Here is a 25769-nt window from a genome sequence, read left to right on the forward strand (position 1 = left end):
AAGCCGCGTAGCGGCTCAGGGGTCACCCAAACTTCACGTACTCGAAGTCCACGGGCTGGCGATTGATGCCCATGACGGGTGGCGCAATCCAGCCGGCAAACTTGCCGGGCTCCAGGCATGGCTTCATCAGCGATGCGACAAAGTTGCGGTCGTCGTCGCTGGCCAGCCACTCGTTCTTCCTGGTCAGCCATTCCTGCTCGCTCAAGGGGCGTCCGTCGGGGCTGACGCGCACGCCTGCCAGCGCGCCGATCTGCCGGTTGAAGGCCTTGTGCGGCACCGTCAGGCGAAAGTCGATGCCGGCCTTTTCCATCACCTTGTTCCAGCGGCCCACACCGGCATTGCTGTCCTTGATGTAGTCGTCGCGCAGCACCTCGTTCAAGGCGTTGAGCATGGGCACCTCCTTCTCCTGCAGCTTGCCGTCCACCACTTCCAGCACCTTGTAGTTCTGGTCGTGCAGCTTGTGGTCGTCCTCGCGCTTGCCCTCTTCGTAGCGGCCCTTGAGGCCCGAGCTGTAGAAGGTGGCGGCATTGCTCGACTGATCGGCGCCGAACAGGTCGATGGTCACGCTGTAGTGGAAGTTCAGATAGCGCTGGATCGTGGGCAGATCGATGACGCCCGCGTTGCGTAGCTTGTTCACATCGTCGGTCTTGAGCTCGTTCATGACCTGGCAGGTACGGGCCAGCACGCGCGAGACGCCGGACTCGCCGACAAACATGTGGTGGGCCTCTTCGGTCAGCATGAATTTGGTGGTGCGCGCCAACGGGTCGAACGCGGACTCGGCCAGCGCTGCGAGCTGGAATTTTCCGTCTCTGTCGGTGAAGTAGGTGAACATGAAGAAGGCCAGCCAGTCCGGCGTTTTTTCATTGAAGGCGCCCAGAATGCGCGGGTTGTTTTCATCGCCGCTCTGGCGCTCCAGCAGGGCCTCGGCTTCCTCGCGTCCGTCACGTCCGAAATGCTTGTGCAGCAGGTAGACCATGGCCCAGAGATGGCGGCCTTCTTCCACATTGACCTGGAACAGATTGCGCAGGTCGTACATGGACGGCGCGGTCAGGCCAAGGTGGCGCTGCTGCTCCACCGACGCGGGCTCGGTATCGCCTTGCGTGACGATGATGCGACGCAGGTTCGCGCGGTGCTCGCCGGGGACGTCCTGCCAGGCTTTCTCGCCCTTGTGATCGCCAAAATGAATGCTGCGTTCCTGATCCGCCGGGTTCAGGAAGATGCCCCAGCGATAGTCACGCATCTTGACGTGGCCGAACTGCGCCCAGCCCTGGGGATCCACGCTCACTGCGGTGCGCAGATAGACCTCGTGGTTGGTCGATCCTTCGGGGCCCACGTCGTCCCACCAGCGGATGAAGCTGGGCTGCCAGCTCTCCAGAGCGCGCTGCAGCGTGCGGTCGCCGCTGAGGTCCACGTTGTTGGGGATTTTCTGGCTGTAGTCGATGCTGCTCATGGGATGTCTCCTGTGATGTTTTGCCGATTCATGAAGCCGTTATTCGCTGTGAAACTGGCGCGGCCCAGGGGGAGAAATCTCATACCCTGTTGAAATCGAAGCCGGCTTTCTGTCCGGTGCCGTAAAGCTTCAAAGCGCCTTTTTCACCGACCGCATTGGGGCGGTTGAAGATCCAGTTCTGCCAGGCAGACAGGCGTCCGAAGATGCGTGTGACCATGTTTTCCTGGCTGGCAAAACGCAGGTTCGCTTCCAGGCCCGTGAGCGCATCGGGCGACATGGCGGCGCGCTCTTCGATGGCGATGCGGATCTCGTCTTCCCAGTCGATATCGTCAAGCGCGGCGGTGACCAGGCCGAGCTGCTGCGCCGCATCGCCGTTGAGCGGCTTGCCCACGGCAGCGCGCGCGGCCTCAAGCGGCCCGGACTCCTCGTAGAAGCGCCGCTGCAGACGGCTTTGATCGTTGACCAGCGGCAGCAGGCCGAAGTTGAAGGCATCGAGCTCGATCACGGGCTCGCGCTCGGGCTCGTCGGGCAGCACCAGCATGTAGGCGCGATCGGCGCAGAAGACCAGCTCGGCCAGCATGCCGGCAAAGCAGGAGCCCGGCTCGATCAAGGCGAACAGCGAGCGCGACGACACATCAAGGCGTGCAAAGGTACGGCGCAGCAGGCCTGTGGTTTGCTGCACCAGCCAGTGATCGCGGTGCGCCACCAGGGCCTGGCCGGCTGCCAGCACGGCGCGCGCATCGCCCTCGGTCTTGAGAATCCAGGTGCCCACATCGAGCTCGTTGGTGCGCAGGTGCAGGATGGCGTCGTCGAGCTCGCGGCCCATGGCCAGCGGCCACCAGGCGGCACCTGCGCTTTCAATGGCTTCAAGGCTGCCGGGCTGCTCGCCCCGGGGAGCCTTGACCGTGATGGTGGCGCTGCGCTTGCTGCGATCGATCCGCACGCTGACATGGCGATAGTGCAGGCCGTCCGGGCTTTGCTCGCGCTGCAGCCTGGCCAGCTGTATGCCCTGGGCGCTAGCCGGGCGCGGGCTGCTTTGACCCAGCGCTGCGGCACGTTGCTGCACCACCTCGGCAAACTGCGCGGGCTTGGCGATCGCATCCACCAGTCGCCAGTCCACGGCACGCTGGCCGCGCACGCCTTCCACACTGGTACAGAAGATGTCGGCCAGGTCGTGGCGCACATGGCGCTTGTCGGTCACGCGCGTCAGCCCGCCCGTGCCGGGCAGCACGCCCAGCAGAGGAACCTCGGGCAACGATACCGAGGAAGAGCGGTCGTCGATCAGCACGATGTCATCGCAGGCCAGAGCCAGTTCGTAGCCGCCGCCTGCGCAGGCGCCGTTGATGGCGGCGACGAACTTGAGTCCGTCGTGCCGGGAGCTGTCCTCCATGCCGTTGCGGGTCTCGTTGGTGAACTTGCAGAAGTTCACCTTCCAGGCGTGGGACGAGACACCGAGCATGAAGATGTTCGCGCCCGAGCAGAAGATGCGGTCCTTGCCGCTGGTCACGATCACGGAGCGTACCTGCGGGTGTTCGAAGCGGATGCGGTTGAGCGCATCGTGCAGTTCCACATCCACGCCCAGGTCATAGCTGTTGAGCTTGAGCTTGTAGCCGGGGCGTATACCGCCGTCCTCGGCAATGTCCAGCTTGAGCCGGGCGATATTGCCATCCACTTCAAACGACCAGTGCCGGTACTGGCTGGGGTCGGTGCGGTAATCGACGACGGTTTGCTGCTGCATGCTCGGCTCCTGCTGAGATGAAAGATAGTGCAGTTATTGACTGGGTGTAGGCACAATTATGCAGATGTACCAAAAAAATGCACGCTGTTTTAGGCACTATGTTGCATGTTTTGAGATAACTAAGGGAAATCCTTAGTGGCTCGTCCATCGCTGCATGGCGCTGAAATCCAGCGGTTTTGCCAAAAGACCCCTTCAAATAAAGGGATTGAAGCTATCAATTGGAGAGCGAGTGGTTCAGAAGCCGCTGATCTGCAAACCCGGCACTGGCGCGGGGTGATGGGCTGCTTGCAAAATGGATCCACCATGCTGACCTTTGCAGATATCCAAGCCGCCGCTGCGCGCCTGAATGGCGCCGTCCTTCAAACCCCTTTTGTGGAATCACGCACGCTCTCGCAGATCACGGGGGCACAGGTCTATCTCAAGTTCGAGAACCTGCAGTTCACTGCATCCTTCAAGGAGCGTGGCGCGCTCAACAAGCTGCTCATGCTCAGCGATGCCGAGCGCGCGCGCGGCGTGGTCGCCATGAGTGCGGGCAACCACGCCCAGGGCGTGGCCTATCACGCGCAACGTCTGGGCCTGCGTGCCGTCATCGTCATGCCGCGTTTCACGCCCGGCGTGAAGGTGGAGCGCACGCGCGGCTTCGGCGCCGAGGTGGTGCTGCATGGCGATACCCTGGCCGAGGCGCGTGCCCATGCCTATCAGCTGGCGCACGAGCAGCAGCTGACCTTTGTCCATCCCTATGACGACGAGGCGATCGCCGCCGGCCAGGGCACACTGGCGCTGGAGATTTTGCAGGCCCAGCCCGATCTGGATGTGCTGGTCGTTGCCATTGGCGGCGGAGGCCTGATTGCGGGCATTGCCACGGCGGCCAAGGCCATCAAGCCCGAGATCGAAATCGTGGGCGTGCAGACTCAGCGCTTTCCTTCCATGGTCAACGCGCTGCGCCACACCGAGCTGCCCATGGGCACATCGACGATTGCCGAGGGCATTGCCGTGACCCAGCCCGGCGTCATCACCCAGGAGGTGGTGCAGCGCTGCGTGGATGACTTGCTGCTGGTGGACGAAGGGGATATCGAGCAGGCCGTGCTCATGCTGCTGGAGATCGAGAAGACGCTGGTCGAAGGCGCGGGTGCGGCAGGCCTGGCGGCGCTGCTGCGCAATCCTGAGCGATTCAAGGGCAAGAAGGTGGGGCTGGTGCTGTCGGGCGGCAATATCGATCCGCTGTTGCTGGCCGCCATCATCGAGCGCGGCATGGTGCGCTCCGGTCGTCTGGCGCGCATCCGTGTCAGCGCGCGCGACGTGCCCGGCGTGCTGGCCCAGATCACCGCCACCGTGGCCGGTGCCGGTGCCAATATCGAGGAAGTGCACCATCAGCGTGCCTTCACCATGCTGGCCGCACAGAACGTCGAAATCGAATTTGTGCTGCAGACCCGCAACCGGCCTCATGTGGAGCAGGTGCTGCAGGCACTGCGCGCCGCAGGCATGGAGGCCGCCCTGGTGTGAAAGCGGGGCCGGCGGCGGGGTTCAGGCCGGCAAGGATGCTGCTTTCTTCATGAGCGGCGTCACCAGATCCATGGGCAAGGGAAATACCACGGTCGTGTTCTTGTCTGCGCCGATCACGGTCAGCGTCTCCAGATAGCGCAGCAAGATGGCCTGAGGCTCCTGCGCCAGCACCTTGGCCGCCTGGAACAGTTTTTCAGAGGCCTGCAATTCACCCTCGGCATGAATCACCTTGGCGCGGCGTTCGCGCTCGGCCTCGGCCTGGCGCGCGATCGCCCGGATCATGGATTCGGTCAGATCGACCTGCTTGATCTCCACGTTCGAGACCTTGATGCCCCAGGTGTCGGTTTGCGCATCCAGCGCCTGCTGGATGTCCAGGTTCAGCGATTCGCGCTCTGCCAGCATTTCGTCGAGCTGATGCTTGCCCAGTACGGAGCGCAGCATGGTTTGTGCGAGCTGACTGGTGGCCTCCAGATAGTTGACCACCTGGATCACCGCCTTTTCCGCATCCACCACGCGCAGATAGATCACGGCATTGACCTTGACCGAGACGTTGTCGCGCGAGATCACATCCTGCGCTGGGACCTCCAGGACCACGGTGCGCAGATCCACCCGTACCACCTGCTGAATGGCGGGAATGATGAAGATCAGTCCCGGCCCCTTGACCTGCCAGAAGCGCCCCAGCGTGAAGACCACGCCGCGCTCATACTCGCGAAAAATCCGGATCGACGCTGTCCCCAGGCCAATCAACAGGATCACCAGGATCAGCCAGAACAAGAAAGAAGCGCTAACCATAGAAGCCATCCTTTCAGCGAGGAACTTCGGCGCTGCGATCTGACGCGGAACAGTGCGCATCGATTTCGCAATCGGCGCCGGCTCGTCCGCAAGCCCAGCATATGCTGTTGCACTGCCGAGTGCAGAACCTGTCTGCGCATGGTCGACATCGAGGAAGTGCTGTTCGCCATTGGCGGCGCATCGGAGGCGGGTCTGAGCGCCAAGAGCTGCTATGGCTTTCCCTGAGCCATGTCGCCAGGGCTGTGCCTAGAATGGCGGCAGAGCTTGCTTGTTTCACCGCCTGCTTTCAGGAGGAGCATTGATCACATGTCAGATGATTCCGCAGTGAACCACGAGGCACATGACGCGGCCGAAGCCGTTGTGCCCTACATTCCCATCATCATTCCCGCCGCTGGCGCCGTGATGATGTTCCTGCTGGCCTTTATCGCCGTGAACATGGCCTAGGCATTCCAACCTTCTCGAGCCCAACCCCGCGACGCGGGGTTTTTTTACGTCTGTGCAGGTTATGAATGAATGTAAAATGCATATTCTGATGCATAGAATGCATAGATATTGCCGGTGATTTGCTGACAAATTCAAGGCTCCTACCTAAAATCGATCTCCCGCTGTTATTCAAAACAAGGTTGTTTTGACTATTTCAGACGGATTTCAGGCGCCAACAAGCGCTAGGGAAAGCAAGCGAGACACCTTCAAAAGCCTTTTTTCAAAGACGCAGCCGGTACGGACTGCAGAGGATGCTTCTTTGAAAAATTGGTTTTTTAATTGAAGGACTTCCCCATGAACGCCGCTGTGCAAAGCCTGAACATCCAGGCTCCCGACTACGTCAAGAACCCCAAGCTCATCGCCTGGGTTGCCGAAATGGCTGCGCTGTGCAAGCCCGCCCAGATCCACTGGTGCGACGGCTCGCAAGCCGAATATGACGCGCTGTGCCAGCAGCTGGTGGATGCCGGCACCTTCAAGCCCCTGGCCAAGCGCCCCGGCTCATTCCTGGCCTGGACCGATCCTTCGGACGTGGCCCGCGTGGAAGACCGCACCTATATCTGCTCCGCCAAGAAGGAAGACGCAGGCCCCACCAACAACTGGATGGACCCTGCCGAAATGCGCGCCACGCTGAACCCGCTGTTCGACGGCTGCATGGCTGGCCGCACCATGTACGTGGTGCCCTTCTCCATGGGCCCGCTGGGTTCGCCCATCGCCCACGTGGGCATCGAACTCTCCGACAGCCCCTATGTGGCGGTCAACATGAAGATCATGACCCGCATGGGCAAGGCCGTGTATGACGTGATCGGCACCAGCGGCGAGTTCGTGCCCTGCGTGCACACCATCGGCGCACCTCTGGCTGCAGGACAGAAGGACGAGACCACCTGGCCTTGCAGCAAGACCAAGTACATCGTCCACTATCCCGAAACCCGCGAGATCTGGTCTTACGGCTCGGGCTACGGCGGCAACGCTCTGCTGGGCAAGAAGTGCTTTGCACTGCGTATCGCCTCGACCATGGGCCGCGACCAGGGCTGGCTGGCCGAGCACATGCTGATCCTGGGCGTCACCAACCCCGAAGGCAAGAAGTACCACGTGGCTGCGGCCTTCCCCTCGGCCTGCGGCAAGACCAATTTCTCCATGCTGGTGCCGCCCAAGGCCTTCGACGGCTGGAAGGTCACGACCATCGGCGACGACATCGCCTGGATCAAGCCCCAGGCCGACGGCTCGCTGCGCGCCATCAACCCCGAAGCCGGTTACTTCGGCGTGGCTCCCGGCACCAATATGCTGACCAACCCGAACTGCATGTTGAGCCTGGACAAGAACGTGATCTTCACCAATGTGGCCCTGACCGATGACGGCGACGTGTGGTGGGAAGGCCTGGAAAAGGATCAGGGCAAGCTGCCCGATCACCTGATCGACTGGCAAGGCAAGGACTGGACGCCCCAGATCGCCAAGGAAACCGGTGCCAAGGCCGCTCACCCCAATGCCCGCTTCACCGTGGCTGCCACCAACAACCCCGCGCTGGACGAAGCCTGGGACGATCCAGCCGGCGTGAAGATCGATGCCATCATCTTCGGCGGCCGCCGCTCCACCACCGTGCCTTTGGTGACCGAAGCACGCGACTGGACCGAAGGCGTGTACATGGCAGCGACCATGGGCTCTGAAACCACGGCCGCCGCCTTTGGCGCGCAAGGCGTGGTGCGTCGCGACCCCTTTGCCATGCTGCCTTTTGCCGGCTACAACATGAGCGACTATTTCCAGCACTGGCTGGATCTGGGCGCCAAGATCGAAGGCCAGGGCGCAACCCTGCCCAAGATCTTCACCACCAACTGGTTCCGCAAGAATGCCGAAGGCAAGTTCGTCTGGCCCGGCTACGGTGAGAACATGCGCGTGCTGAAGTGGATGATTGACCGTCTGGAAGGCCAGGCCCAAGGTCAGGAAACCGCCTTTGGTATTGCGCCCCAGTACGCTGAAATCAACTGGAGCGGCCTGGACTTCAACGCTGCCCAGTTCGACAGCGTGACCAATATCGACAAGGCTGCCTGGGCCGAGGAAATGAAGCTGCACGGCGAGCATTTCGACAAGCTGGCTTACAACCTGCCCAAGGCCATGCTGGATACCAAGGCTGAGCTGGAAAAGCGCTTGAGCGCTTGATTCTCCCCCTGAGCCGCTGCCCGGCTTCCCCCTGGCCGGGCGCCCCTCTCTCTAGGCGCTTGGCGCTATGGGAGGGGGACGACGCCAGCGCGGCGGGGCGGCCCTTGCGCGGTGTCCCTGACTGAGACTGTGCACATTAAAAAGCCCTGCTGATTTTTTCAGCAGGGCTTTTTGTTTACTTTTATTTTGGTAGCGGTAAGCGCTTTCTGAATCTGGGATAGAGGCTTGTTTGACTTAAAAATCTATTCCCTCATGCAAAAAGCCGCGGCCTTGTGGGCAGCGGCTTTTTCGGGAAGCGGTCCGGGCGCTCAGCGGCTCTGGCGATCCATGGCACGGGCCAGATCGGCCATCAGGCGGGCATCTTGCAGCGCAGCGTTCCAGACGCGTTCATCGGCAGCAGCTTGCTGGCGGCTCTTGACCCAGGCGCGGTAGCCGGTGCGCACCAGATTGATGGCGCGGCGCACGGGCTGGGAGAACAGGGCGATGCTGGCGAAAGCCATGGCCCACAGAACCATCCAGGCGGCCATCATATGACCGTCGCTCCAGGTCTCGGTCGCCTGGAAGACGCCGGCGGCCAGGGCTGCCAGCACCACGGCCAGCACCATCCAGTACGACCTGGACTGGGATTGCGCCTCGTGTTCGGCGGCAATGGCGGCCATGCGTTCATCGCTGGCTTGATAGATACGCACCACACCAGGGTGCTCGACACAGTAGGAGTTGTAAATGAAGTTGCTCATGGCAGTTAACCCTTTGACCCACGCTTTTGGCGAATTGCCCGGGGAATAGGTGTAACTATAGGGATTACCCTAGGTGTGTTCAAATTTATATTTTGAATCTGTAGCATTCACAGCAGTGATGTATTGGGTGATGCCATGTCTTTGAACTTTCGTTCTCTGGATCTCAATTTGCTGCGCGTCTTCGATGAGGTCATGTCCGAGCGCAGCCTCACGCGCGCAGCGCACAAGCTCAGCATCACCCAGCCGGCGGTCAGCAATGCCATGCGCCGGCTGCGCGAGGTCCTGGGCGACGAGCTGCTGGTGCGCCAGGGACAGGGCGTGGAGCCCACGCCGCGCGCCCAGGCCCTGTGGCCGGTGATACGCGAGGCCCTGCAGCATCTGGAAGGCGCACTCGCGCCCGACGAGTTCGATCCCGAGACGGCCGCCACGACTTTCGTGATCGCCATGGCCGATGCCACGGCTGCCACGCTGATTCCACCGCTGTACCCGATTCTGGCGCGCGAGGCACCGGGCCTGGGCATACGCCTGCTGCCGCTGACCACGCGCGATCCAAGGCCCTTGCTCGACGATGGCGAGGCCGATATGGCCGTGGGTTATTTCCCTGCCGTACTGGCCGATCTGACGGCGCGTGCCCAGGCTGGCGGTCTGGTGGCGTTTGACAGCCGTCGTCTGTATGAGGGCGAGTACCTGTGCGTGATGCGCAAAGGCCATCCGCTGGCGCATGTTCCGCTGACGCTGGACAACTACTGCGCGGCACGCCATATGCTGGTCAGTTTCTCGGGCCGCTCCTTCGGCTTCATCGACGAGGCCCTGGCCTCGCTGGGGCGTTCGCGCGAAGTGGTGCTCACCGTCAACCAGTTCTTCACTGCGGCGCGCGTGGTGATCAACTCCGATCTGCTGACCATCTTGCCGCGCCATTTTTTGCCAGTGACCGGCATGAGCGAGCATCTGGAGCTGCGCGATCTGCCGTTCGATGTCACGCCCGTGCATGTGGATGCACTGTGGCGTCGGCGCGGCCCGCATCCGCAGGCCTATGACTGGCTGCTCAAAACGCTGACGCGTTCGGCCGAGATCACCTTTGCCAACGGTTCGGCCCAGGTCACTCAGCATGGTTGACTAAACTAGCCACATGAAGATCCAGCTGCTGTCCGACCTGCACCTCGAAGTCCACCCCCAATTCGTGGCCCAGCCTGCCGCGGGCGCCGATGTGCTGGTGCTGGCCGGCGATATCGGCTCCTATCAGAGCAGCACCCAGGTCGACGGCGAGAACTTCGGGCTGGAGCGTTTCTCGCCACTGCCGCAATACGCTCACTGGCCCGCGCCCGTGCTGTTCGTGCCCGGCAATCACGAATACGACATGCAGGACTTCGATGAGGCACGGCTGCGCCTGCGGCGTGTGTGCGACAGGCTGGGCCTGATCTGGCTCGACCGTGAAACCGTGGTCATGGACGGGGTGCGTTTTATCGGCACCACGCTGTGGAGCGACTTCGACGCCATGGCCATGCATGAAGGCGTGAGCGATGCCACGCGCTTGCACAAGCTGCGCGAGAAGGCCTTTCGCGCCGCCAATTTCTATCTGCAAAAGACCGGCGGCAGTCGCCAGGGCGAGCCGTTTCTGGCCGCGCCCATGCGCGAGGAAAGCCTGCTGTGCCAGGACTGGCTGCGCGCCGCGCTGCAGCAGCCTTTTGACGGGCCAACGGTGGCCGTGACCCACTTTGCGCCCAGCCTGCGCAGTGCCGATCCGCGCTACGGCCTGGTGCCCGGCACGGCCGGTTTCTGCAATGTGATGGACGACTTTCTGCCTTATGCCCAGCTCTGGCTGCACGGCCATCTGCATTGCGCCAGCGACTACATCGCGCGCGGCCAGCGCGACGACGGCAGCGAATGGCAATGCCGTGTGGTGGCCAATCCTCTTGGTTATGCCCGCAAGGGAGAGCAAGATGACTTTCTGCCGGCATCGACAATTGACTTGAGCCAAGTCAAGATGCTGACTGTCCCCTGCCCTTAGGCTTGGGACATCAACAAGGAGAAATTGGTATGAAGATCTTGCTCGCTGTGGACGGAAGTGCCTACACCCAGAAAATGCTGGCCTATCTGACCTCGCATCAGGAAATGCTGGGCACGGGCCACGAGTACACCATCATCACCGTGCAGCCGCTGCTGCCGCCTCGTGCACGCGCTGCGCTGGGCAAGGAAGTGGTTGAGCAGTACTACGACGAAGAATCCACCAAGATACTGCAGCCCGTGCTGGAGTTCCTGAAGGGGCGTGGCGTCGAGGCGCAGAGCATCGCCAAGGTCGGCCCCATTGCCGACACCATCATCCATGCTGCCCAGGACGGCAAGTTCGACCTGATCGCCATGGGCACGCACGGCCACGGTGCGCTGGGCCGTCTGGTCATGGGCTCGGTCAGCTCGCAGGTGCTGGCGGGCTGCACCATCCCCGTGCTGTTGATTCGCTGATTTTCATAGCTGCTTACGCTTGGTATGCATACATATCAAGCATAAATCAGTTTCAAATCAAGGATGGATGAACGTCCACAGCTACAAAAACCAAAGTACCTCCGTTTGACATCAAGCTCTCAAGGCCGCGCTGCAAAGCACGGCCTTTTTTCTTGGCTGCATCCATCATGCTTGCAGCAGTTGCCGGGCCTTGCCAAGCAAGGCCTGGCTGAGACGGGCCAGCACGCGTGACTCCAGATTCCAGCAATGCCAGAACAGCGCGATGGACAGCACATGGCCTGCTGCCACGTCGATCAGCTCACCGGCATCCAGCGCGGGCTGAACCAGCAGCTGCGGCAGCACGCCCACGCCCCAGCCGGCACGCACGGCGCGCACCTGCGCCTCGCAGCTGGGCAGCAGAATCTGATGCTGCAGCGACACAGTGCGCAGACCCAGGCAACGCGCCACGAACTCGGCCTGCATATCGTCCTTGCGGTTGAAGGACAGATAGGGCAGCTGGTTGAAGTTCTTGCGCGTCAGCCCCTGCGGCAGTCTTTGCTGCGCAAACTCGCTAGAGGCCACGGCCACATAACGCATGGCGCCCAGGGGCTGCACGACGCAGCCGCGCATGGCCTGACTCAGCGTGGTGACGCAGCCCATGACCTGGCCCGAACGCAGCAGCTCCTGCGTGAAGTCCTGGTCGTCGACCACCACCTCCAGCGGCAGGCCGCTCTTCACCAGCTCGTCCAGAGCCGTCATGGCCCAGGTGGCAATGCTGTCGGCATTGATGGCGATGGAGACGATTTCTCCGGCCAGACTCTGCCCGGTCTGCGGTGCCAGCTCCTGCAGCTCATGCGCGAGATCGGCGCGCAGCAGGCGTAGCTGTTTGGCATGCTTGAGCAGCAGCCGCCCGGCGCTGGTGGGCTTGACGGGGCGCGTGCGCTCCACCAGCACCGAACCCACCTGAGCCTCCAGCGCACGCAGGCGCTGGGACACGGCCGACTGGGTGATGTGCAGCTTTTGCGCCGCGCGCTCGAAGCCGCCTTCTTCCACGATAGCGGCCAGGCATTCCAACGCAACAGGGTCCCAGGAGCTCATGGCAATTTGATTAGCATTTCTTATGAAACTGCTGAAAATTTAATGCTGCTTTTGTTTGCCCGCAAGAGTGCAGACACTGGCTGCATGAACATCATCGTCCTGGGCGCCGGCATCATCGGCATCAGCACCGCCTGGCATCTACGCGAGCGCGGTCACCAAGTCACCGTGGTGGACCGCCAAAGCGGTCCGGCCCTGGAGACCAGCTATGCCAATGGCGGCCAGATATCGGTCAGCTACTGCGAGCCCTGGGCCAATCGCCAGGCGCCCTGGAAGGCGCTGAAATGGATGTTCGACAAAGAGGCTCCACTGCTGCTGCGGCCCCGGCTCGACAGCGCGCAATGGCGCTGGTGCCTGCAGTTCCTGGCCCAGTGCAATGACCGCGCCTTTGCGCGCAATGTGCAGCAGATCGTGGCGCTGGGTGCCTACAGCCATGTGGCGCTCAAGGACATGGTCCAGAAGACCGGTATCGAGTTCGAGCGGCTGGAGCGCGGCATTGCCCATTTCTACAGCAACCGGCAGGCGTTTGCCGAGGCCGCCGAAGGCGTGGAGCTGATGCGGCAATACGGTGTGCAGCGCCGTCTGGTCAGCCGCGACGAGCTGCTTGCCATCGAGCCCGCATTCACGCCCTATGCGGCGCAGATTGCGGGTGGCACGTTCACCGCCACCGATGAGTCCGGTGATGCGCGTCTGTTCACCGAAAAGCTGGCCGATCTCTGTGCCCAGGCCGGTGTGCAGTTCCTCTACGGCCACGACATCCTGAGCCTGCAGCCGGCGCGCCGGGGCAAGCCTGCCCAGGTGCAGATTCGCGGCGGCAGCGATGGTGCCCCACGCATGCTGAGCGCGGATGCCGTGGTGGTCGCCTGCGGCTCATACACGCCGCTGCTGCTGGGGCCTCTGGGCGTGAAGGTCCCCATCTATCCGGGCAAGGGCTACAGCGCCACCTTGGCGCTGCTGCAGCCTGAAAAAGCCCCCATGGTCTCCACCATCGACGACAGCCGCAAGGTCGCCATGAGCCGCTTGGGCAACCGCCTGCGTGTGGCCGGCACCATAGAGCTGGGTGGCTTCGATCTGAGTCTGAACACGCCCACGGCCAGGGCGCGTTGCGAGATGCTGCTCAGGCGCGTGGAGGAGCTGATGCCCGGCGTCTGCGACACGCGCCTGCCCGAGCAGGGCGGCGATCCGCAGTTCTGGTGCGGTCTGCGGCCGGCCACGCCCAGCAATATTCCCTGCATCGGGGCCACGCAGGCAAGAGGTATCTGGGTCAATGCCGGGCATGGCACCCTGGGCTGGACGCATGGTGCAGGCTCGGGCAAGGCCATGGCGGCGCTGATGAGCGGCGAGCGCCCGGCGCTGGACTTCAGGTTCTGGGGCGAGCGCGCCGACGAGATGGTGCGCGGCGCGCGGATTGCGTCGGCCTGAGACAGGGCATAGGACTGCAGGACGAGTACGGGCTGGCTGACTCTTTTGCCCGGATTGACGGTATCGCTGCGTGGGGCTCTTACATACAATCACGACAGCAACTCGTTCATGCCATGACCCAGCACGACATCACTCCTGCCCTTGACACCTCACGTTCCTTTGCGCGTTCATTGCCCATGGCTTTGCTCAAGGCCCGCGAGGCGGTCATGGTGCGCTTTCGTCCCTCGCTGCGTGCGCACGGACTGACCGAGCAGCAGTGGCGCGTGCTGCGCATCATGTGGGTGGCCGACAGGCGCCTGCGTCCCATGGAGCTGTCGCAGCTGACCTTCATCAGCATGCCCAGCCTCTCGCGCCTGCTCAAGACGCTGGAGGGGCGTTTGCTCATCAAGCGCGGCCGCCATGTGGCCGACCTGCGGGGCTCCGAGTTCGCCCTCACGCCCGCCGGCCAGGAGATGGTGGCGCAGATCGTGCCGCACTTCGAGACCATCTATACCGAGATCGAGGCGCAGCTGGGCAGCGCCGAGAGCGAGCAGCTGTTTCGCATACTCGAGCATGTGGTGCTAAGCCTGGGTCTGCCCGGAGAAGACGAGCTGGGCCAGGACTGAGGCGCCGGCCACGGCACAATGCAGTGATGAGTGCTGCGATTGCCGTCATCGACTTTGAAACCACGGGCATGACGCCCGCCCAGGGTGCCAGGGCCACCGAGGTGGCCATCGTGCTGCTGGAGCAGGGCCGTGTGGTGGACCGTTTCCAGAGCCTGATGCAGACCGGGGCCTGGGTCTCGCCCTTCATCACCGAACTCACCGGCATCACCAATGCCATGCTGCGCACGGCGCCGCCCGCTGCCGAGGTGATGCGCGATGCGGCCCGCTTTGTGGGCGCTGCGCCCATGGTGGCCCACAACGCATCGTTCGACAGCAAGTTCTGGCAGGCCGAGCTGGCGCTGGCAGGCGAAGCCGCCCCCCAGCTGTTTGCCTGCACCGTGCTGCTGTCGCGCCGCATCTATCCCCAGGCGCCCAGCCACAGCCTGGGCAATCTGGCGCGCTATCTGCACCTGCCTTCCACGGGGCGTGCCCACCGGGCGCTGGCCGATGCCGAGATGGCGGCGGCCCTGCTGGCCCGCATGCAGCAGGACCTGTGCGAGCGCCATGCCCTGCCCTGGCCCGAGCATGGGTTGCTGATGCAGCTGCAACGCTGCAGCAAGGCCAAGGTCGGCGGCTGGCTGGCGCAGCAGGCCGGTCAGGGGCTGCCGGCAGCCCAGACCCAGATTTGATGAAGATTTTGGCCTGCAGGTCTTTGCAATCCTGCGTTAGAAGCTATCAAAATTGATGATTCTGGCCTTAAGCCCTTACGGATTGTGACCGGCAAGGTTCAAGTTGATAATTGATCAAGTCTTGCAGATGCTTCTTTGGATCTGCTGATCTTGAACCGTGGCGCACCGTTGTGGTCGCCGACTTGAGCTCTGAATTTCGTGAACTCCGCCTTGCCTACCTCCGTCTTGCGTTCGGCCTTGCCTTTCTCGCAGCGCGAATTTCGCGATGCGCTGGGGCAATTTGCCACCGGCGTGACCATCATCACGGCGCGCAGTGCAGAGGGGCATGCGGTGGGCTCCACGGTCAGCTCCTTCAACGCATTGTCGCTGGCGCCCTCGCTGGTGCTCTGGAGCCTGGGGCTGAAGGCCAACTCACTGCCTGTGTTCCGCCACAGCACGCATTACGCGATTCATGTGCTGGCGGCTTCGCAAAAGCCGCTGGCCGAGCTGTTTGCGCGCAAGGGTGCGGACCGTTTCAGCCATACGCCGCATCATGACTCCGAGCATGGCGTGCCGCTGCTGGAGGGCTGCAGCGCCGTCTTCGAATGCCGCAATCTGCGCCAGCATGAGGAGGGCGATCATCTGCTCTTCATTGGCGAGGTGGATCGCTGCGAGCACCATACCGACCGCGCACCGCTGCTCTACCACTCGGGCCATATGCACGCCCACGGCTTCGTCAGGTAGTGCCGGCTGCCGACTGGGAACCCTACCTAGTCGGCTTGAACGATACCGATCTCCAAGGCCCGCCCTAGATTGCCCCCAGGCCTGCTGCGTCAGGCCGCAGGACAGTGGTTGCAACGCTTTGGAGACACATCATGATTGATTGCGAAGACAGGCCGGCCCACACCCAGCTCAAGGTGGCCGCGGCAAGCAGCACGGGAATCGAGCTCAGGCGCATCTCCCCCGCCATAGGCGTGGAGGTCTCGGGCATAGACCTGCGCCAGCCCATGAGCGAGGAGCAGGCGCGCGAGCTGCGTCAGGCACTGGTGGCGCACAAGGTGCTGGTGTTTCGCGGGCAGAACATCACGCCTGCCCAGCAGGTGGCATTTGCGCGCCGCTTCGGCGAGCTGGAGCTGCATCCGGTATTTCCCCATCACCCCGACCATGCCGAGCTGGTGCTGCTGGGCGGCAACAGCAAGATCCCGGGCACCGAGAACGTCTATCACACCGATGTTTCCTGGCGCGAGACACCCTCCATGGCCTCGGTGCTGCGCTGCGTGGAATGCCCCGAGGTCGGCGGCGACACGGTCTGGATCAATATGGAGCAGGCCTACGAGCAGCTGCCCGAGATGCGCAAGCAGCAGATCGCCGGCCTGTATGCCGTGCATGACATCCTGCCCTCGTTCGGTGCGCGCATGACGCCCGCGCAGCAGGCTCAGGCACGCGGCAAGTACCCGCCCGTGGTGCACCCGGTGGTGCGTACCCACCCCGAAAGCGGCAAGAAGATTCTCTACGTCAACGAGACCTTCGTCACGCACTTTGCCAACTTCAGCTCGAACTTTGCCAGCTTCCGCTCGGCCAACGAAATTCATGCCCAGCAACAGGATCTGATGAACTATCTGCTGCGCCAGCCCGCGATTCTGGAATACCAGATGCGCCTGCACTGGGAGCCCAACACCATCGCGATGTGGGACAACCGCTCCACCCAGCATTACGCGATTCAGGACTATTTCCCGGCCGTGCGCCGCATGCACCGCGCCACGGTCGTGGGCGACAAGCCGTTCTGAGCCGCCCGCCAATCAAACTGGGTCGTGCAGGTGGTTTAACGCTGCGTTAAACCACCTGCGTCAGTCTTGTCTTGTAGAGTTCAAAGCAGCAAGCATCTGCTTTGAACCTCCCAAACAGCGAGACAGAACATGCAGCAACAAGACTTTGATTACGACTTTCTGGTCATCGGCGCTGGCTCGGGCGGCGTGCGCGCCAGCCGTGTGGCAGCCGGTCTGGGGGCCCGCGTGGCTGTAGTGGAAGCGGCCCAATTGGGCGGTACCTGCGTCAACGTGGGCTGCATCCCCAAGAAGCTGCTCAGCCATGCCGCGCACTTCAGCCAGCTGGCCGAGGAGGCCCGGGGCTTTGGCTGGCAGCTGGAGCAGCCGCGCTTCGACTGGCCCACGCTGATTGCCAACAAGGACCGCGAAATCGAGCGCCTGAACGGTGTCTACGGCCGCATGCTGGCCGGCGCAGGCATTACCCTTATCCACGGCCGAGCGGCGCTCTCGGGGCCGCATAGCGTGCTGGTGAACGGCCAGACCATCCATGCCCGCCATATCCTGATTGCAACGGGCGGAACGCCCAGCCTGCCCGATATTCCAGGTGTGGAGCATGCCATCAGCTCTGACGAGGCCTTCCATCTGCGGCATCTTCCCGGGCGGGTGGTGGTCGTGGGCGGAGGCTATATCGCAGTCGAGTTCGCCTCCATCTTCAACGGGCTGGGTGCCGAGACGACCCTGCTGCACCGCCGCCAGCAGCTGCTACGCGGCTTTGATGCAGACCTGGGTCTGCATCTGGGCCAGGAGATGGCCCAGCTGGGGGTGAACTTCCGTTGGGAGGATGAAATTCAGGCCATCGACAAGCAGGCGGACGGCCTGCACCTGCAGCTCAAGAGCGGCGAGCAGCTGGTCGTGGACTGCGTGATGTATGCCACGGGTCGTGTGCCCCTGATCGAAGGCCTGGGGCTGGAGGCTGCGGGGGTCAAGGTCAACGACAAGGGCGCCATCGAGGTGGACCCGCATTTCTGCAGCAGCGTGCCCTCCATCCATGCCGTGGGCGATGTGGTCGATCGCATGGCCCTGACCCCCGTGGCGCTGGCTGAGGGGACAGTGCTCGCCCATCATCTGTTCGGCCAGGGCGGCAAGAGCGCTCCCGACTACGAGCTGGTGCCGACGGCAGTGTTTTCCCATCCGCAGGTGGGCACCGTGGGCCTGTCAGAGGAGCTGGCGCGCGAGCGCTTCGGCGCTGTGCAGGTTTTCCAGTCCGGCTTCAGGCCGCTGACCAACCGCATGGGGGCCGAGCCCGAGAATGTCTTCCTCAAGCTCATCGTCTCCAAGGCCGACCAGCGCGTGCGCGGCGTGCATATGGTGGGCGAGGGCGCGGGCGAGCTGATGCAGGGCTTTGCCGTGGCGCTGCAATGCGGCGCGACCAAGCAGCAGTTCGATTCGACCATAGGCATACACCCGACCGTGGCCGAGGAGCTGGTGACCATGCGGGAGCCGGTGCGCGAATGAGAAACGACCCCGCGCGTTCGCACTGCGGGGCGCGCAGTGCGGCACCGCAATGAAAAATGGGCCTTTTCAGGCCCATTTCTTATGCATCAAGCGCCATACGCTTGAAAGAGTGAGTCGACTTCAGCCGCGTGCGGCGTCCGGCAGCTCGATCTTGACTTCCAGAACCTCAAGGTTTTCCTGGCGCTCCAGCTGGACCTTGATGTCGCTGGGGTTGATGTCCACATACTTGGAAATCACGGCCATCAGCTCTTTTTGCAGGGCCGGAAGATAGTCGGGCTTGCCGCTTTCGCCGCCCACGCGCTCGCGCGCGAGAATGATCTGCAGACGCTCCTTGGCGACCGAAGCGGACTTCTTCTTCTCTCCGAGCAGAAACGACAACATGGACATAAGGCTTACCTCCCGCCAAACATGCGTTTGAAGAAGCCGGGCTTGACGGCTTCGGTAAAGCGCATGGGTTTTTCTTCACCCAGGAAGCGTGCCACCACGTCCTGATAGGCCTCGGCCACGTCCGTACCCTGCATGTGCACGGCAGGAATGCCCTGGTTGGAGGCCTGGAGCACGGTTTCGGATTCGGGGATCACGCCGATCAGCTCGATGCGCAGAATGTCCTGGATGTCCTCCAGCGACAGCATCTGGCCGTCTTCCACGCGATTGGGGTTGTAGCGCGTGATCAGCAGATGCTCCTTGATGCGTTCGCCCTTGACCGCACGCTCCGTCTTGGAGCTGAGCATGCCCAAAATACGGTCGGAGTCACGCACTGACGAGACTTCGGGGTTGGTCACCACCAGGGCCTCTTCGGCATAGTGCATGGCCATCAGCGCGCCGCTTTCAATGCCGGCGGGCGAGTCGCAGATGATGAACTCGAAGTCCATGGCGGACAGATCGTCCAGCACCTTCTTCACGCCTTCCTGCGTCAGGGCTTCCTTGTCTCGGGTCTGCGAGGCGGCCAGCACGAACAGGTTTTCGCACTGCTTGTCCTTGATCAGGGCCTGGTTCAGATTGGCTTCGCCCTGGATGACATTGATGAGGTCATAGACCACGCGGCGTTCGCAGCCCATGATCAGATCGAGATTGCGCAGACCCACATCGAAGTCAATCACTGCGGTCTTGTGGCCGCGCAGAGCGAGGCCGGATGCGAAGCTGGCGCTGGTGGTGGTCTTGCCGACACCGCCTTTGCCAGAGGTCACGACGACGATTTTGGCCATGTTTGCACGATTCCTTTAAGACAAATGGGGCAGGTTGATAGGGTGTCCGGTGTGTCTCTCATACCGGCTCGATAACGATGCTTTCTCCCTCCAGGCGCACCTTGGCTGCTTTGCCGGCGACTTCTTTGGGGAGATCGGTTTCAATTGTGCGGTAGATACCTGCAATGGAAAGCAGTTGCGCCTCCATGCAAGTGCTAAAAATTCTTGCGCTGGTATTGCCGCTGGCCCCGGCCACGGCGCGGCCGCGCAGAGGCGCATAGACATGGACGTTGCCGTCTGCAATGACTTCTGCGCCATAGCTGACCATGTCCAGAACCACAATGTCGGTGCCTTTGGCATAGACGCGCTGGCCCGAGCGCAGCGGCCGATCCACGATGACGGCATCGGCCAGAGGCGCAGGCACCTCGACCTCCACTTCGCGAATGATTTCGTGGATTTGCGGCTCGGCGCGGCGCGTCGGCATGGCATCGGGGGCTGCACTCAGACCCAGGGCCTTGGCTGCTTGCATCTGGGCCTCGCTGCCGCTGCGCACGGCAACCGGCACTGTGCGGTGGTTGCGCAGGGCCTCGATCAGGGCCGGAAAGTCGATTTCTTCGTCTGCTTCGCGTACCTGGCTGAGGTCGATCAGCACGGGGTCGTTGTCGAAGAAGTCCGGGTCGTCGGCAAGACGGCGGGCCAGATCCTGCGCCAGCGCCTGCATGTCGGTGCTGCGAAGCACCACGGAAAGCACCGGCAGTTGCGCGCTCTTGAGGTCAAAGCTGGGGCGCTCGGCGCCGGTCGGTTCAACAGACATGGATGGGGTCAGCGCACACCAGGTGCTCTATGAGGACGACAAAGTGTACCTGTCAACCGGCAAAAGATAAGGTCACCGAGTGTTTGCACTGCAACACTTGATGCACCTCAGAGGCCTCTACCGGCGCAGCTCTGGATGAAAATACAGTCATGTCTCCAGAGCTTTTGATCCAGGGCGCCTGTGCCAGCATCACCTTGCGCCGCCCCGAAGTTGCCAACAAACTGCTGCCCGAGGACCTCGGCGTGCTGCGTCGCCAGATCGATGAGGTCAACGCCAGCCCTGCGGTGCTGGTGCTGACGCTGCAGGCGGTAGGCAAGCATTTCTGCAGCGGTTATGACATTGGCGAGATTGCCAACAGCCAGAACGAGGGCAGCTCCTTCGGCGAGATGGTGGACGCCATCGAAAACTGCCGCCCCGTGACCATTGCCGCCATTCAGGGCGGTGTGTTTGGCGGCGCCACCGATATGGCGCTGGCCTGCGACTTCCGCGTCGGCGGGGCCAACAGCCAGATGTTCATGCCTGCCGCACGGCTGGGCCTGCATTTTTACCGCTCGGGCCTGGAGCGCTATGTGACCCGCCTGGGCGTGGATACGGCCAAGCGCCTGTTCCTGAGCTGCGAGAAGCTGCAGGCCCAGGCCATGAAGGACTGCGGCTTTCTGACCGATCTGGTGGACGGCACCGATATCTGCGAGCGCGTGGTGCAGCTGCAGACCACGTTGGCCGGCATGGCGCCGCTGGCGCTGCTGGGCATGAAGAAACACCTCAACGCCATTGCCCGCGGCGTGCATGACAGGGCCGCCATCGATGCAGCCGTGCAGGCCACCATCGAGTCGGCCGATCTGAAGGAGGGCGGTGCGGCCTGGCGCGAAAAAAGAGCCGCCCGCTTTCAGGGGCACTGAGCCCAAGAAGGGACGGCATTCCTTTGCAAAGCGGAGGGGCCAGCCAGGCCCTTGCTCCGCGCCTGCCGCGTCAGGACACCGTGCCTGCTTCGGCCCTGGCCAGGTACTCCCTGGCGAAGCCCTCGTACCAGTCCAGGCAGCCGGGGTTGGCCATGGCGTCCTTGTTGACCACCTTGGTCAGGGGCTGCCCCAGCAGCAGCTTCTTGATGGGCAGCTCCTGCTTCTTGCCGCTGAGCGTGCGCGGTATCTCGGCCACGGCAAAGATATCGTCGGGCACAAAGCGGGGCGACAGCGCCGAGCGTATGGCCTTGTTGATGCGCTCGCGCAGCGCCGCATCGAGCTCCACGCCCGGACGCAGGGCGACAAACAGCGGCATATAGCTGTCCTTGCCCAGATACTCCAGATCCACCACCATGCTGTCCAGCACCTCGGGCAGGGCTTCTACGGCGCTGTAGATCTCGCTGGTGCCCATGCGCAGGCCATGGCGGTTGATGGTGGCGTCGCTGCGGCCGTAGATGATGCAGCCGCCCTCGCCGAGCAGCTTGATCCAGTCGCCATGACGCCAGACAGGCCCCATCTCGGCCGGGCCGTCGCCGCCGCCGGGTTGGCGGCCATGACCAGCGGGATACATGTCGAAATAGCTGGACAGGTATCTTTTCCCGTCCGTGTCTCCCCACAGGAACAGCGGCATGGATGGAATGGGCTGGGTGCAGACCAGCTCGCCGACCTCGTCCATCACAGGCTGGCCCTCTTCGTTCCAGGCCTCGACGGCCGCGCCCAGCTGGCGGCACTGCATGACGCCGGGCACCAGCGGCAGATCGCGGTTGCCGCCGATGAAGGCCCCCGCGAAGTCGGTGCCGCCCGAGAGGTTGTTCCACCAGATGTCGCCCCCGCGCTCCCCCAAAGGGGCCTTCCCGGCCTGGGACGGCTCTGCGCCGCTCATCTGCCGGATCTTGCGGAACTGATCCGTGCCCCACTGCTGCACCTCGGCAGACAGCGGCGAGCCCGTGCTGCCCAGCCCGCGTATGCGTGACAGATCGCCGCAGGCGGACAGATCGATGCCGGCTTTCATGCAGTTGGCGTAGAAGGCCGCGCCCGAGCCAAAGCTGGTCACGCCGGTCTCGGCTGCGAAGCGCCACAGCGTGCCCCAGTCGGGCTTGTCCTTGCTGCCGCCGGGGCTGCCGTCAAAGATCACGCAGGTTGTGCCGCCCAGCAGGCCCGAGACCTGGGCATTCCACATCACCCAGCCCGTGGAGCTGTACCAGTGATAGCGCTCGCCCCAGCTGTTGGGCTCGTAGCTGCAGCCGATGTCGTTGTGCAGACCCTTGAGCTGCAGTGCCACCAGCACCATGCCGCCATGGCCGTGGACGATGGGCTTGGGCAGGCCGGTGGTGCCGCTGGAGTAGACGATCCACAGCGGATGGTCGAACGCCAGCCACTCGGGCTCAAAGGCAGCGGTATCAGCATCATTTCGCGCTGTAACGCTGGTGTAGTCTGCGGTGTCAGCTATCTTTATCGAGGTATTCAGATTGGGCACCAGCACCACGTGCTGCACGCTGGGCAGGCCTTGGCGCAGCTCCTGCAGGACCTCGCGGCGGTCAATGTCCTTGCCTGCGTAGTGCACGCCGTCCACGGCGATCAGCGCCTTGGGCGCTATCTGCTGGAAGCGGTCGAGCACGGCATGGGTGCCCATGTCGGGCGCGCAGAGGCTCCAGATGGCGCCCAGGCTGGCGCAGGCCAGAAAGGCGACGATGGCCTCGGGAATATTGGGCAGATAGGCCGCGACGCGGTCGCCCTTGGCGACGCCCTGCGCGCGCAGATGCAGGGCCAGGGCCGCCACCTGGCGCTGCAGCTCGGGCCAGCTCAGCTCGCGCTGCAGGCCTTGTTCGTTGCGGCTGATGACGGCCGGCATGCCGGCGGCATGGGCCGGCTGGACATGGCGCAGCACCTGCTGCACATAGTTCACCTGCGCGCCCGGAAACCACTGCGCGCCGGGCATGGTGTTGCTGGCCAGCACGGCACTGTGCGGCGTGGGCGACTGCAGATCGAAGTAATCCCAGATGCTTTGCCAGAAGGCATCGAGATCGCTGGTCGACCAGCGCCACAGTGCGTCATAGTCGGCGAAGCTCAGGCCGCGTGTCTCACGCAGCCAGTTCTGGTACAGCCGGATCTGGGGAATATAGGGGGCGGGGTGTTGGGGGGCGCAAGACATGCCCCCAGCCTAGCGCCGCGGGCCGCGCAAGTCATTGGTGGTGGCCCCTTGGCCTGTCACCTGCGCAGCAGCGAGGTCGGCTGTATGGGCGCACACCAGCACAGCTCAGCGGTCAAACCGATAATCGGGGCCTGTCTACACCGTCAACGGCGCATGCCGGCGACCCGCACCCCATGTCCGCTTTGCCCACCCGCGTGCTGGCCGTCATTCCGCCGATGACGCAGCTCAACACTCCCTACCCCTCCACGGCCTATCTGACCGGATTTCTGCGCTCGCGTGGCATCACCGCCATGCAGGAAGACCTGGCACTGGCCCTGGTGCTGCAGCTGCTCTCGCCCGATGGCCTGCGCGCCGTGGCCCAGCGCATCCAGAGCCTGCCGGTCGGCAAGCACACGCCTGCCGTGCAGTCCTTTGTCGCGCAGCAGGAGCGCTATCTGGCCACGATTGCGCCCACGATTGCGTTTTTGCAGGGGCGAGATTCCACGCTGGCCCACCGCATCGTGGGGCGCCACTTTCTGCCCGAAGGCCCGCGCTTTGCCACGCTCGATGTGTATGAGGACGAGGAAGGCGGCGATCCGCTGGGCTGGGCCTTTGGCGCTTTAGGACTGCAGGACAAGGCCAAGCATCTGGCCACGCTGTACCTCAACGATCTGGCCGATGTGCTGCGCGATGCCGTGGACGAGCGCTTCGAGTTCGTGCGCTATGCCGAGTCGCTGGCCGGCAGCCAGCCCAGCTTCGATCCGCTGGCCAATGCCCTTGCGGCAGAGCCCAATCTGGTGGACGAGGTGCTGGAGCGCCTGACGCTGGAGGCCGTGGAGCGCCACCAGCCCACGGTGGTGCTGCTGTCCGTGCCCTTTCCGGGCTCGGCCTATGCGGCGTTTCGCATTGCCCAGACCATCAAGCGGCGCTTCCCGCAGATCGCCACCGTGCTGGGCGGCGGCTTTGTCAACACCGAGCTGCGCGAGCTGGCCGAGCCGCGCGTGTTCGACTACTTCGACTTCGTGACGCTGGATGCGGGCGAGCGCCCGCTGCTGGCGCTGCTTGAGCATCTGCGCGGCGAGCGCGGCAGATCGCGTCTGGTGCGCACTTTTGTGCGCGGCAGTGATGACGAAGGTGGCAAGGTCCAGTACGTGAACATGATGGAGTCCGACATCGCGTTTGCCGAGGTCGGCACGCCCACCTGGGACGGCCTGCCGCTGGACCGATACCTGTCGCTGCTGGACATGCTCAACCCCATGCACCGCCTGTGGAGCGACGGGCGCTGGAACAAGCTCACCGTGGCCCATGGCTGCTACTGGAAGAAGTGCAGCTTCTGCGACGTGAGCCTGGACTATATCGGCCGCTACGAGGGCGCCAGCGCCGCCGTGCTGGCCGACCGCATCGAAGCCATCGTCGCCGAGACCGGCCAGACCGGCTTTCACTTTGTCGATGAGGCCGCGCCGCCCAAGGCGCTCAAGGCGCTGTCGCAGGAGCTGATTGCGCGCAACGCCGGCATCTCCTGGTGGGGCAATGTGCGCTTTGAGAAGACCTTCACGCCCGAGCTGGCCGAGCTGATGGCCGACAGCGGCTGCATCGCCATCTCCGGCGGTCTGGAAGTGGCATCCGACCGGCTGCTGGCGCTGATGAAAAAAGGCGTGACCGTGGACCAGGTGGCACGCGTGACCAAGGCGTTCTCGGAGGCCGGCATTCTGGTCCATGCCTATCTGATGTACGGCTTTCCGACGCAGACCGTGCAGGACACGGTGGACGCGCTCGAATATGTGCGCCAGCTGTTTCTCAACGGCTGCATTCAAAGCGGCTTCTTTCACCGCTTCAGCTGCACCGTGCATTCGCCCGTGGGCCTCAACCCCGAGGAATACGGCATCGAGCTGCCGCCGCTGCCCGAGGGCAACTTTGCCAAGAACGACCGCCCCTTCATCGACCCCACGGGCGTCGATCACGATGCCCTGGGCGCGGCGCTCAAGAAGGCCATCTACAACTTCATGCACGGCATCGGGCTGGAGGAGGATGTGCGCATGTGGTTCCCGTTCAAGGTGCCCAAGCCTACGGTCAAGCGCGACCGCATCGCACGCGCGTTGCAGCAGAATCAATGAATTTGATAGCTGCTTGCGCATGCTGATAAACAACCTTGGGTTTGTTTATCTATCAATTTGTTGATGGTGTTGCGCTGAAAGCTATCTATTTGATAGTTTGCTCTTGTACAGCTGTTTTCCCGCGTGTGCGAGAGACCACAGTCCCCGGTTTACCAGTGCTTGCACGACCCCAGCAGGCAAGCACTGCTTGCCATAATCTGCTCCGTTTTTGATATCTCCAAGGA

At 63.1% G+C, this 25769-nt stretch carries 23 protein-coding genes; 14 read left to right on the top strand and 9 right to left on the bottom strand.

Annotation, left to right across the window (positions count from 1 at the left end; translation table 11 throughout):
- Positions 1-22: 22 nt before the first annotated feature.
- Complete coding sequence (boxB, locus tag QYQ99_RS11260; RefSeq protein ID WP_302092707.1) at positions 23-1450, bottom strand: benzoyl-CoA 2,3-epoxidase subunit BoxB; 1428 nt, start codon at positions 1448-1450, stop codon at positions 23-25.
- 79 nt (positions 1451-1529) lie between these two features.
- On the bottom strand, positions 1530-3188 hold the full coding sequence (gene boxC, locus QYQ99_RS11265; protein WP_302092708.1) for a 2,3-epoxybenzoyl-CoA dihydrolase: 1659 nt from the start codon (positions 3186-3188) through the stop codon (positions 1530-1532).
- A 303-nt stretch (positions 3189-3491) separates the two neighbouring features.
- Here boxC and QYQ99_RS11270 point away from each other — a divergent pair, with 303 nt between their 5' ends.
- A complete protein-coding gene (locus tag QYQ99_RS11270) occupies positions 3492-4691 on the top strand; it encodes a threonine ammonia-lyase (protein WP_302092709.1) in 1200 nt (399 codons plus the stop codon).
- 21 nt (positions 4692-4712) lie between these two features.
- Here QYQ99_RS11270 and QYQ99_RS11275 read toward each other — a convergent pair whose 3' ends face one another.
- Positions 4713-5483 (bottom strand): slipin family protein, encoded by a 771-nt coding sequence (locus tag QYQ99_RS11275; RefSeq protein ID WP_302092710.1) that lies wholly within the window; start codon positions 5481-5483, stop codon positions 4713-4715.
- Between the two features lie 306 nt (positions 5484-5789).
- On the opposite strand from QYQ99_RS11275, the gene QYQ99_RS11280 reads away from it, so the two are divergent.
- Together QYQ99_RS11280 and QYQ99_RS11285 are read left to right on the top strand one after the other, a co-directional pair.
- Complete coding sequence (locus QYQ99_RS11280) at positions 5790-5927, top strand: hypothetical protein (RefSeq protein ID WP_302092711.1); 138 nt, start codon at positions 5790-5792, stop codon at positions 5925-5927.
- A 333-nt stretch (positions 5928-6260) separates the two neighbouring features.
- Positions 6261-8117 carry a phosphoenolpyruvate carboxykinase (GTP) gene (locus tag QYQ99_RS11285; protein WP_302092712.1) on the top strand — a complete coding sequence of 619 codons (1857 nt, stop codon included), beginning with the start codon at positions 6261-6263 and terminating at the stop codon, positions 8115-8117.
- 308 nt (positions 8118-8425) lie between these two features.
- Here the strand turns inward: QYQ99_RS11285 and QYQ99_RS11290 are convergent, their stop codons facing one another.
- A complete protein-coding gene (locus QYQ99_RS11290; RefSeq protein ID WP_302092713.1) occupies positions 8426-8854 on the bottom strand; it encodes a hypothetical protein in 429 nt (142 codons plus the stop codon).
- Positions 8855-8989: 135 nt separating this feature from the next.
- On the opposite strand from QYQ99_RS11290, the gene QYQ99_RS11295 reads away from it, so the two are divergent.
- The 3 genes from QYQ99_RS11295 to QYQ99_RS11305 are packed head-to-tail and all read left to right on the top strand — an operon-like array spanning position 8990 to position 11314.
- Positions 8990-9970 (top strand): LysR family transcriptional regulator, encoded by a 981-nt coding sequence (locus QYQ99_RS11295; RefSeq protein ID WP_302092714.1) that lies wholly within the window; start codon positions 8990-8992, stop codon positions 9968-9970.
- Between the two features lie 13 nt (positions 9971-9983).
- Positions 9984-10862 (top strand): metallophosphoesterase, encoded by an 879-nt coding sequence (locus QYQ99_RS11300; RefSeq protein ID WP_302092715.1) that lies wholly within the window; start codon positions 9984-9986, stop codon positions 10860-10862.
- A gap of 29 nt (positions 10863-10891) precedes the next feature.
- Complete coding sequence (locus QYQ99_RS11305; protein ID WP_302092716.1) at positions 10892-11314, top strand: universal stress protein; 423 nt, start codon at positions 10892-10894, stop codon at positions 11312-11314.
- A 165-nt stretch (positions 11315-11479) separates the two neighbouring features.
- Here QYQ99_RS11305 and QYQ99_RS11310 read toward each other — a convergent pair whose 3' ends face one another.
- Positions 11480-12391, bottom strand: a complete 912-nt coding sequence (locus QYQ99_RS11310; RefSeq protein ID WP_302092717.1) for a LysR family transcriptional regulator ArgP — start codon at positions 12389-12391, stop codon at positions 11480-11482.
- Between the two features lie 42 nt (positions 12392-12433).
- On the opposite strand from QYQ99_RS11310, the gene QYQ99_RS11315 reads away from it, so the two are divergent.
- The 6 genes from QYQ99_RS11315 to gorA all read left to right on the top strand — a co-directional run bounded on the left by QYQ99_RS11315 (position 12434) and on the right by gorA (position 18343).
- Positions 12434-13810, top strand: coding sequence for a D-amino acid dehydrogenase (locus tag QYQ99_RS11315; protein WP_302092718.1), 1377 nt, complete (start codon positions 12434-12436; stop codon positions 13808-13810).
- 113 nt (positions 13811-13923) lie between these two features.
- On the top strand, positions 13924-14415 hold the full coding sequence (hpaR, locus tag QYQ99_RS11320) for a homoprotocatechuate degradation operon regulator HpaR (RefSeq protein ID WP_302092719.1): 492 nt from the start codon (positions 13924-13926) through the stop codon (positions 14413-14415).
- Between the two features lie 26 nt (positions 14416-14441).
- Positions 14442-15083 carry a 3'-5' exonuclease gene (locus QYQ99_RS11325; RefSeq protein WP_302092720.1) on the top strand — a complete coding sequence of 214 codons (642 nt, stop codon included), beginning with the start codon at positions 14442-14444 and terminating at the stop codon, positions 15081-15083.
- Between the two features lie 198 nt (positions 15084-15281).
- Positions 15282-15806 (top strand): flavin reductase family protein, encoded by a 525-nt coding sequence (locus QYQ99_RS11330; protein ID WP_114863663.1) that lies wholly within the window; start codon positions 15282-15284, stop codon positions 15804-15806.
- A gap of 131 nt (positions 15807-15937) precedes the next feature.
- On the top strand, positions 15938-16849 hold the full coding sequence (locus QYQ99_RS11335; protein ID WP_302092721.1) for a TauD/TfdA dioxygenase family protein: 912 nt from the start codon (positions 15938-15940) through the stop codon (positions 16847-16849).
- A gap of 129 nt (positions 16850-16978) precedes the next feature.
- Positions 16979-18343, top strand: a complete 1365-nt coding sequence (gene gorA, locus QYQ99_RS11340) for a glutathione-disulfide reductase (protein ID WP_302092722.1) — start codon at positions 16979-16981, stop codon at positions 18341-18343.
- Between the two features lie 120 nt (positions 18344-18463).
- On the opposite strand, the gene minE is transcribed toward gorA, so the two are convergent.
- The 3 genes from minE to minC are packed head-to-tail and all read right to left on the bottom strand — an operon-like array spanning position 18464 to position 20341.
- Positions 18464-18730, bottom strand: coding sequence for a cell division topological specificity factor MinE (gene minE / locus QYQ99_RS11345; RefSeq protein ID WP_302092723.1), 267 nt, complete (start codon positions 18728-18730; stop codon positions 18464-18466).
- A 5-nt stretch (positions 18731-18735) separates the two neighbouring features.
- Positions 18736-19548, bottom strand: a complete 813-nt coding sequence (minD, locus tag QYQ99_RS11350; protein ID WP_003069672.1) for a septum site-determining protein MinD — start codon at positions 19546-19548, stop codon at positions 18736-18738.
- Between the two features lie 58 nt (positions 19549-19606).
- A complete protein-coding gene (gene minC, locus QYQ99_RS11355; RefSeq protein ID WP_302092724.1) occupies positions 19607-20341 on the bottom strand; it encodes a septum site-determining protein MinC in 735 nt (244 codons plus the stop codon).
- 149 nt (positions 20342-20490) lie between these two features.
- Between minC and QYQ99_RS11360 the strand changes: the two genes are divergently transcribed.
- Entirely contained in the window at positions 20491-21240 is a 750-nt protein-coding gene (locus QYQ99_RS11360; protein ID WP_302092725.1) for an enoyl-CoA hydratase/isomerase family protein, read from the top strand.
- A gap of 70 nt (positions 21241-21310) precedes the next feature.
- On the opposite strand, the gene QYQ99_RS11365 is transcribed toward QYQ99_RS11360, so the two are convergent.
- Entirely contained in the window at positions 21311-23452 is a 2142-nt protein-coding gene (locus QYQ99_RS11365) for an acetoacetate--CoA ligase (RefSeq protein ID WP_302092726.1), read from the bottom strand.
- Positions 23453-23625: 173 nt separating this feature from the next.
- Between QYQ99_RS11365 and QYQ99_RS11370 the strand changes: the two genes are divergently transcribed.
- Positions 23626-25545: a B12-binding domain-containing radical SAM protein gene (locus QYQ99_RS11370; protein ID WP_302092727.1), complete on the top strand. Its 1920-nt coding sequence runs from the start codon at positions 23626-23628 to the stop codon at positions 25543-25545.
- The last annotated feature ends 224 nt before the right edge of the window (positions 25546-25769 follow it).

This window comes from Comamonas testosteroni, assembly GCF_030505195.1.
GTDB classification, from domain to species: Bacteria; Pseudomonadota; Gammaproteobacteria; order Burkholderiales; family Burkholderiaceae_C; genus Comamonas; species Comamonas testosteroni_G.

What these genes read in the sequence shown, in the direction of transcription:
- QYQ99_RS11285 (WP_302092712.1), top strand. Translation starts at nt 6,261, where the DNA reads ATGAACGCCGCTGTGCAAAGCCTGAACATCCAGGCTCCCGACTACGTC.
- QYQ99_RS11335 (WP_302092721.1), top strand. Translation starts at nt 15,938, where the DNA reads ATGATTGATTGCGAAGACAGGCCGGCCCACACCCAGCTCAAGGTGGCC.
- boxC (WP_302092708.1), bottom strand. Translation starts at nt 3,188, where the DNA reads ATGCAGCAGCAAACCGTCGTCGATTACCGCACCGACCCCAGCCAGTAC.
- minC (WP_302092724.1), bottom strand. Translation starts at nt 20,341, where the DNA reads ATGTCTGTTGAACCGACCGGCGCCGAGCGCCCCAGCTTTGACCTCAAG.
- QYQ99_RS11305 (WP_302092716.1), top strand. Translation starts at nt 10,892, where the DNA reads ATGAAGATCTTGCTCGCTGTGGACGGAAGTGCCTACACCCAGAAAATG.
- QYQ99_RS11280 (WP_302092711.1), top strand. Translation starts at nt 5,790, where the DNA reads ATGTCAGATGATTCCGCAGTGAACCACGAGGCACATGACGCGGCCGAA.
- QYQ99_RS11295 (WP_302092714.1), top strand. Translation starts at nt 8,990, where the DNA reads ATGTCTTTGAACTTTCGTTCTCTGGATCTCAATTTGCTGCGCGTCTTC.
- minE (WP_302092723.1), bottom strand. Translation starts at nt 18,730, where the DNA reads ATGTCCATGTTGTCGTTTCTGCTCGGAGAGAAGAAGAAGTCCGCTTCG.
- QYQ99_RS11315 (WP_302092718.1), top strand. Translation starts at nt 12,434, where the DNA reads ATGCTGCTTTTGTTTGCCCGCAAGAGTGCAGACACTGGCTGCATGAAC.
- QYQ99_RS11325 (WP_302092720.1), top strand. Translation starts at nt 14,442, where the DNA reads ATGAGTGCTGCGATTGCCGTCATCGACTTTGAAACCACGGGCATGACG.
- QYQ99_RS11290 (WP_302092713.1), bottom strand. Translation starts at nt 8,854, where the DNA reads ATGAGCAACTTCATTTACAACTCCTACTGTGTCGAGCACCCTGGTGTG.
- QYQ99_RS11270 (WP_302092709.1), top strand. Translation starts at nt 3,492, where the DNA reads ATGCTGACCTTTGCAGATATCCAAGCCGCCGCTGCGCGCCTGAATGGC.
- QYQ99_RS11370 (WP_302092727.1), top strand. Translation starts at nt 23,626, where the DNA reads ATGTCCGCTTTGCCCACCCGCGTGCTGGCCGTCATTCCGCCGATGACG.
- hpaR (WP_302092719.1), top strand. Translation starts at nt 13,924, where the DNA reads ATGACCCAGCACGACATCACTCCTGCCCTTGACACCTCACGTTCCTTT.
- minD (WP_003069672.1), bottom strand. Translation starts at nt 19,548, where the DNA reads ATGGCCAAAATCGTCGTCGTGACCTCTGGCAAAGGCGGTGTCGGCAAG.
- QYQ99_RS11275 (WP_302092710.1), bottom strand. Translation starts at nt 5,483, where the DNA reads ATGGTTAGCGCTTCTTTCTTGTTCTGGCTGATCCTGGTGATCCTGTTG.
- QYQ99_RS11360 (WP_302092725.1), top strand. Translation starts at nt 20,491, where the DNA reads ATGTCTCCAGAGCTTTTGATCCAGGGCGCCTGTGCCAGCATCACCTTG.
- QYQ99_RS11310 (WP_302092717.1), bottom strand. Translation starts at nt 12,391, where the DNA reads ATGAGCTCCTGGGACCCTGTTGCGTTGGAATGCCTGGCCGCTATCGTG.
- QYQ99_RS11365 (WP_302092726.1), bottom strand. Translation starts at nt 23,452, where the DNA reads ATGTCTTGCGCCCCCCAACACCCCGCCCCCTATATTCCCCAGATCCGG.
- boxB (WP_302092707.1), bottom strand. Translation starts at nt 1,450, where the DNA reads ATGAGCAGCATCGACTACAGCCAGAAAATCCCCAACAACGTGGACCTC.
- gorA (WP_302092722.1), top strand. Translation starts at nt 16,979, where the DNA reads ATGCAGCAACAAGACTTTGATTACGACTTTCTGGTCATCGGCGCTGGC.
- QYQ99_RS11300 (WP_302092715.1), top strand. Translation starts at nt 9,984, where the DNA reads ATGAAGATCCAGCTGCTGTCCGACCTGCACCTCGAAGTCCACCCCCAA.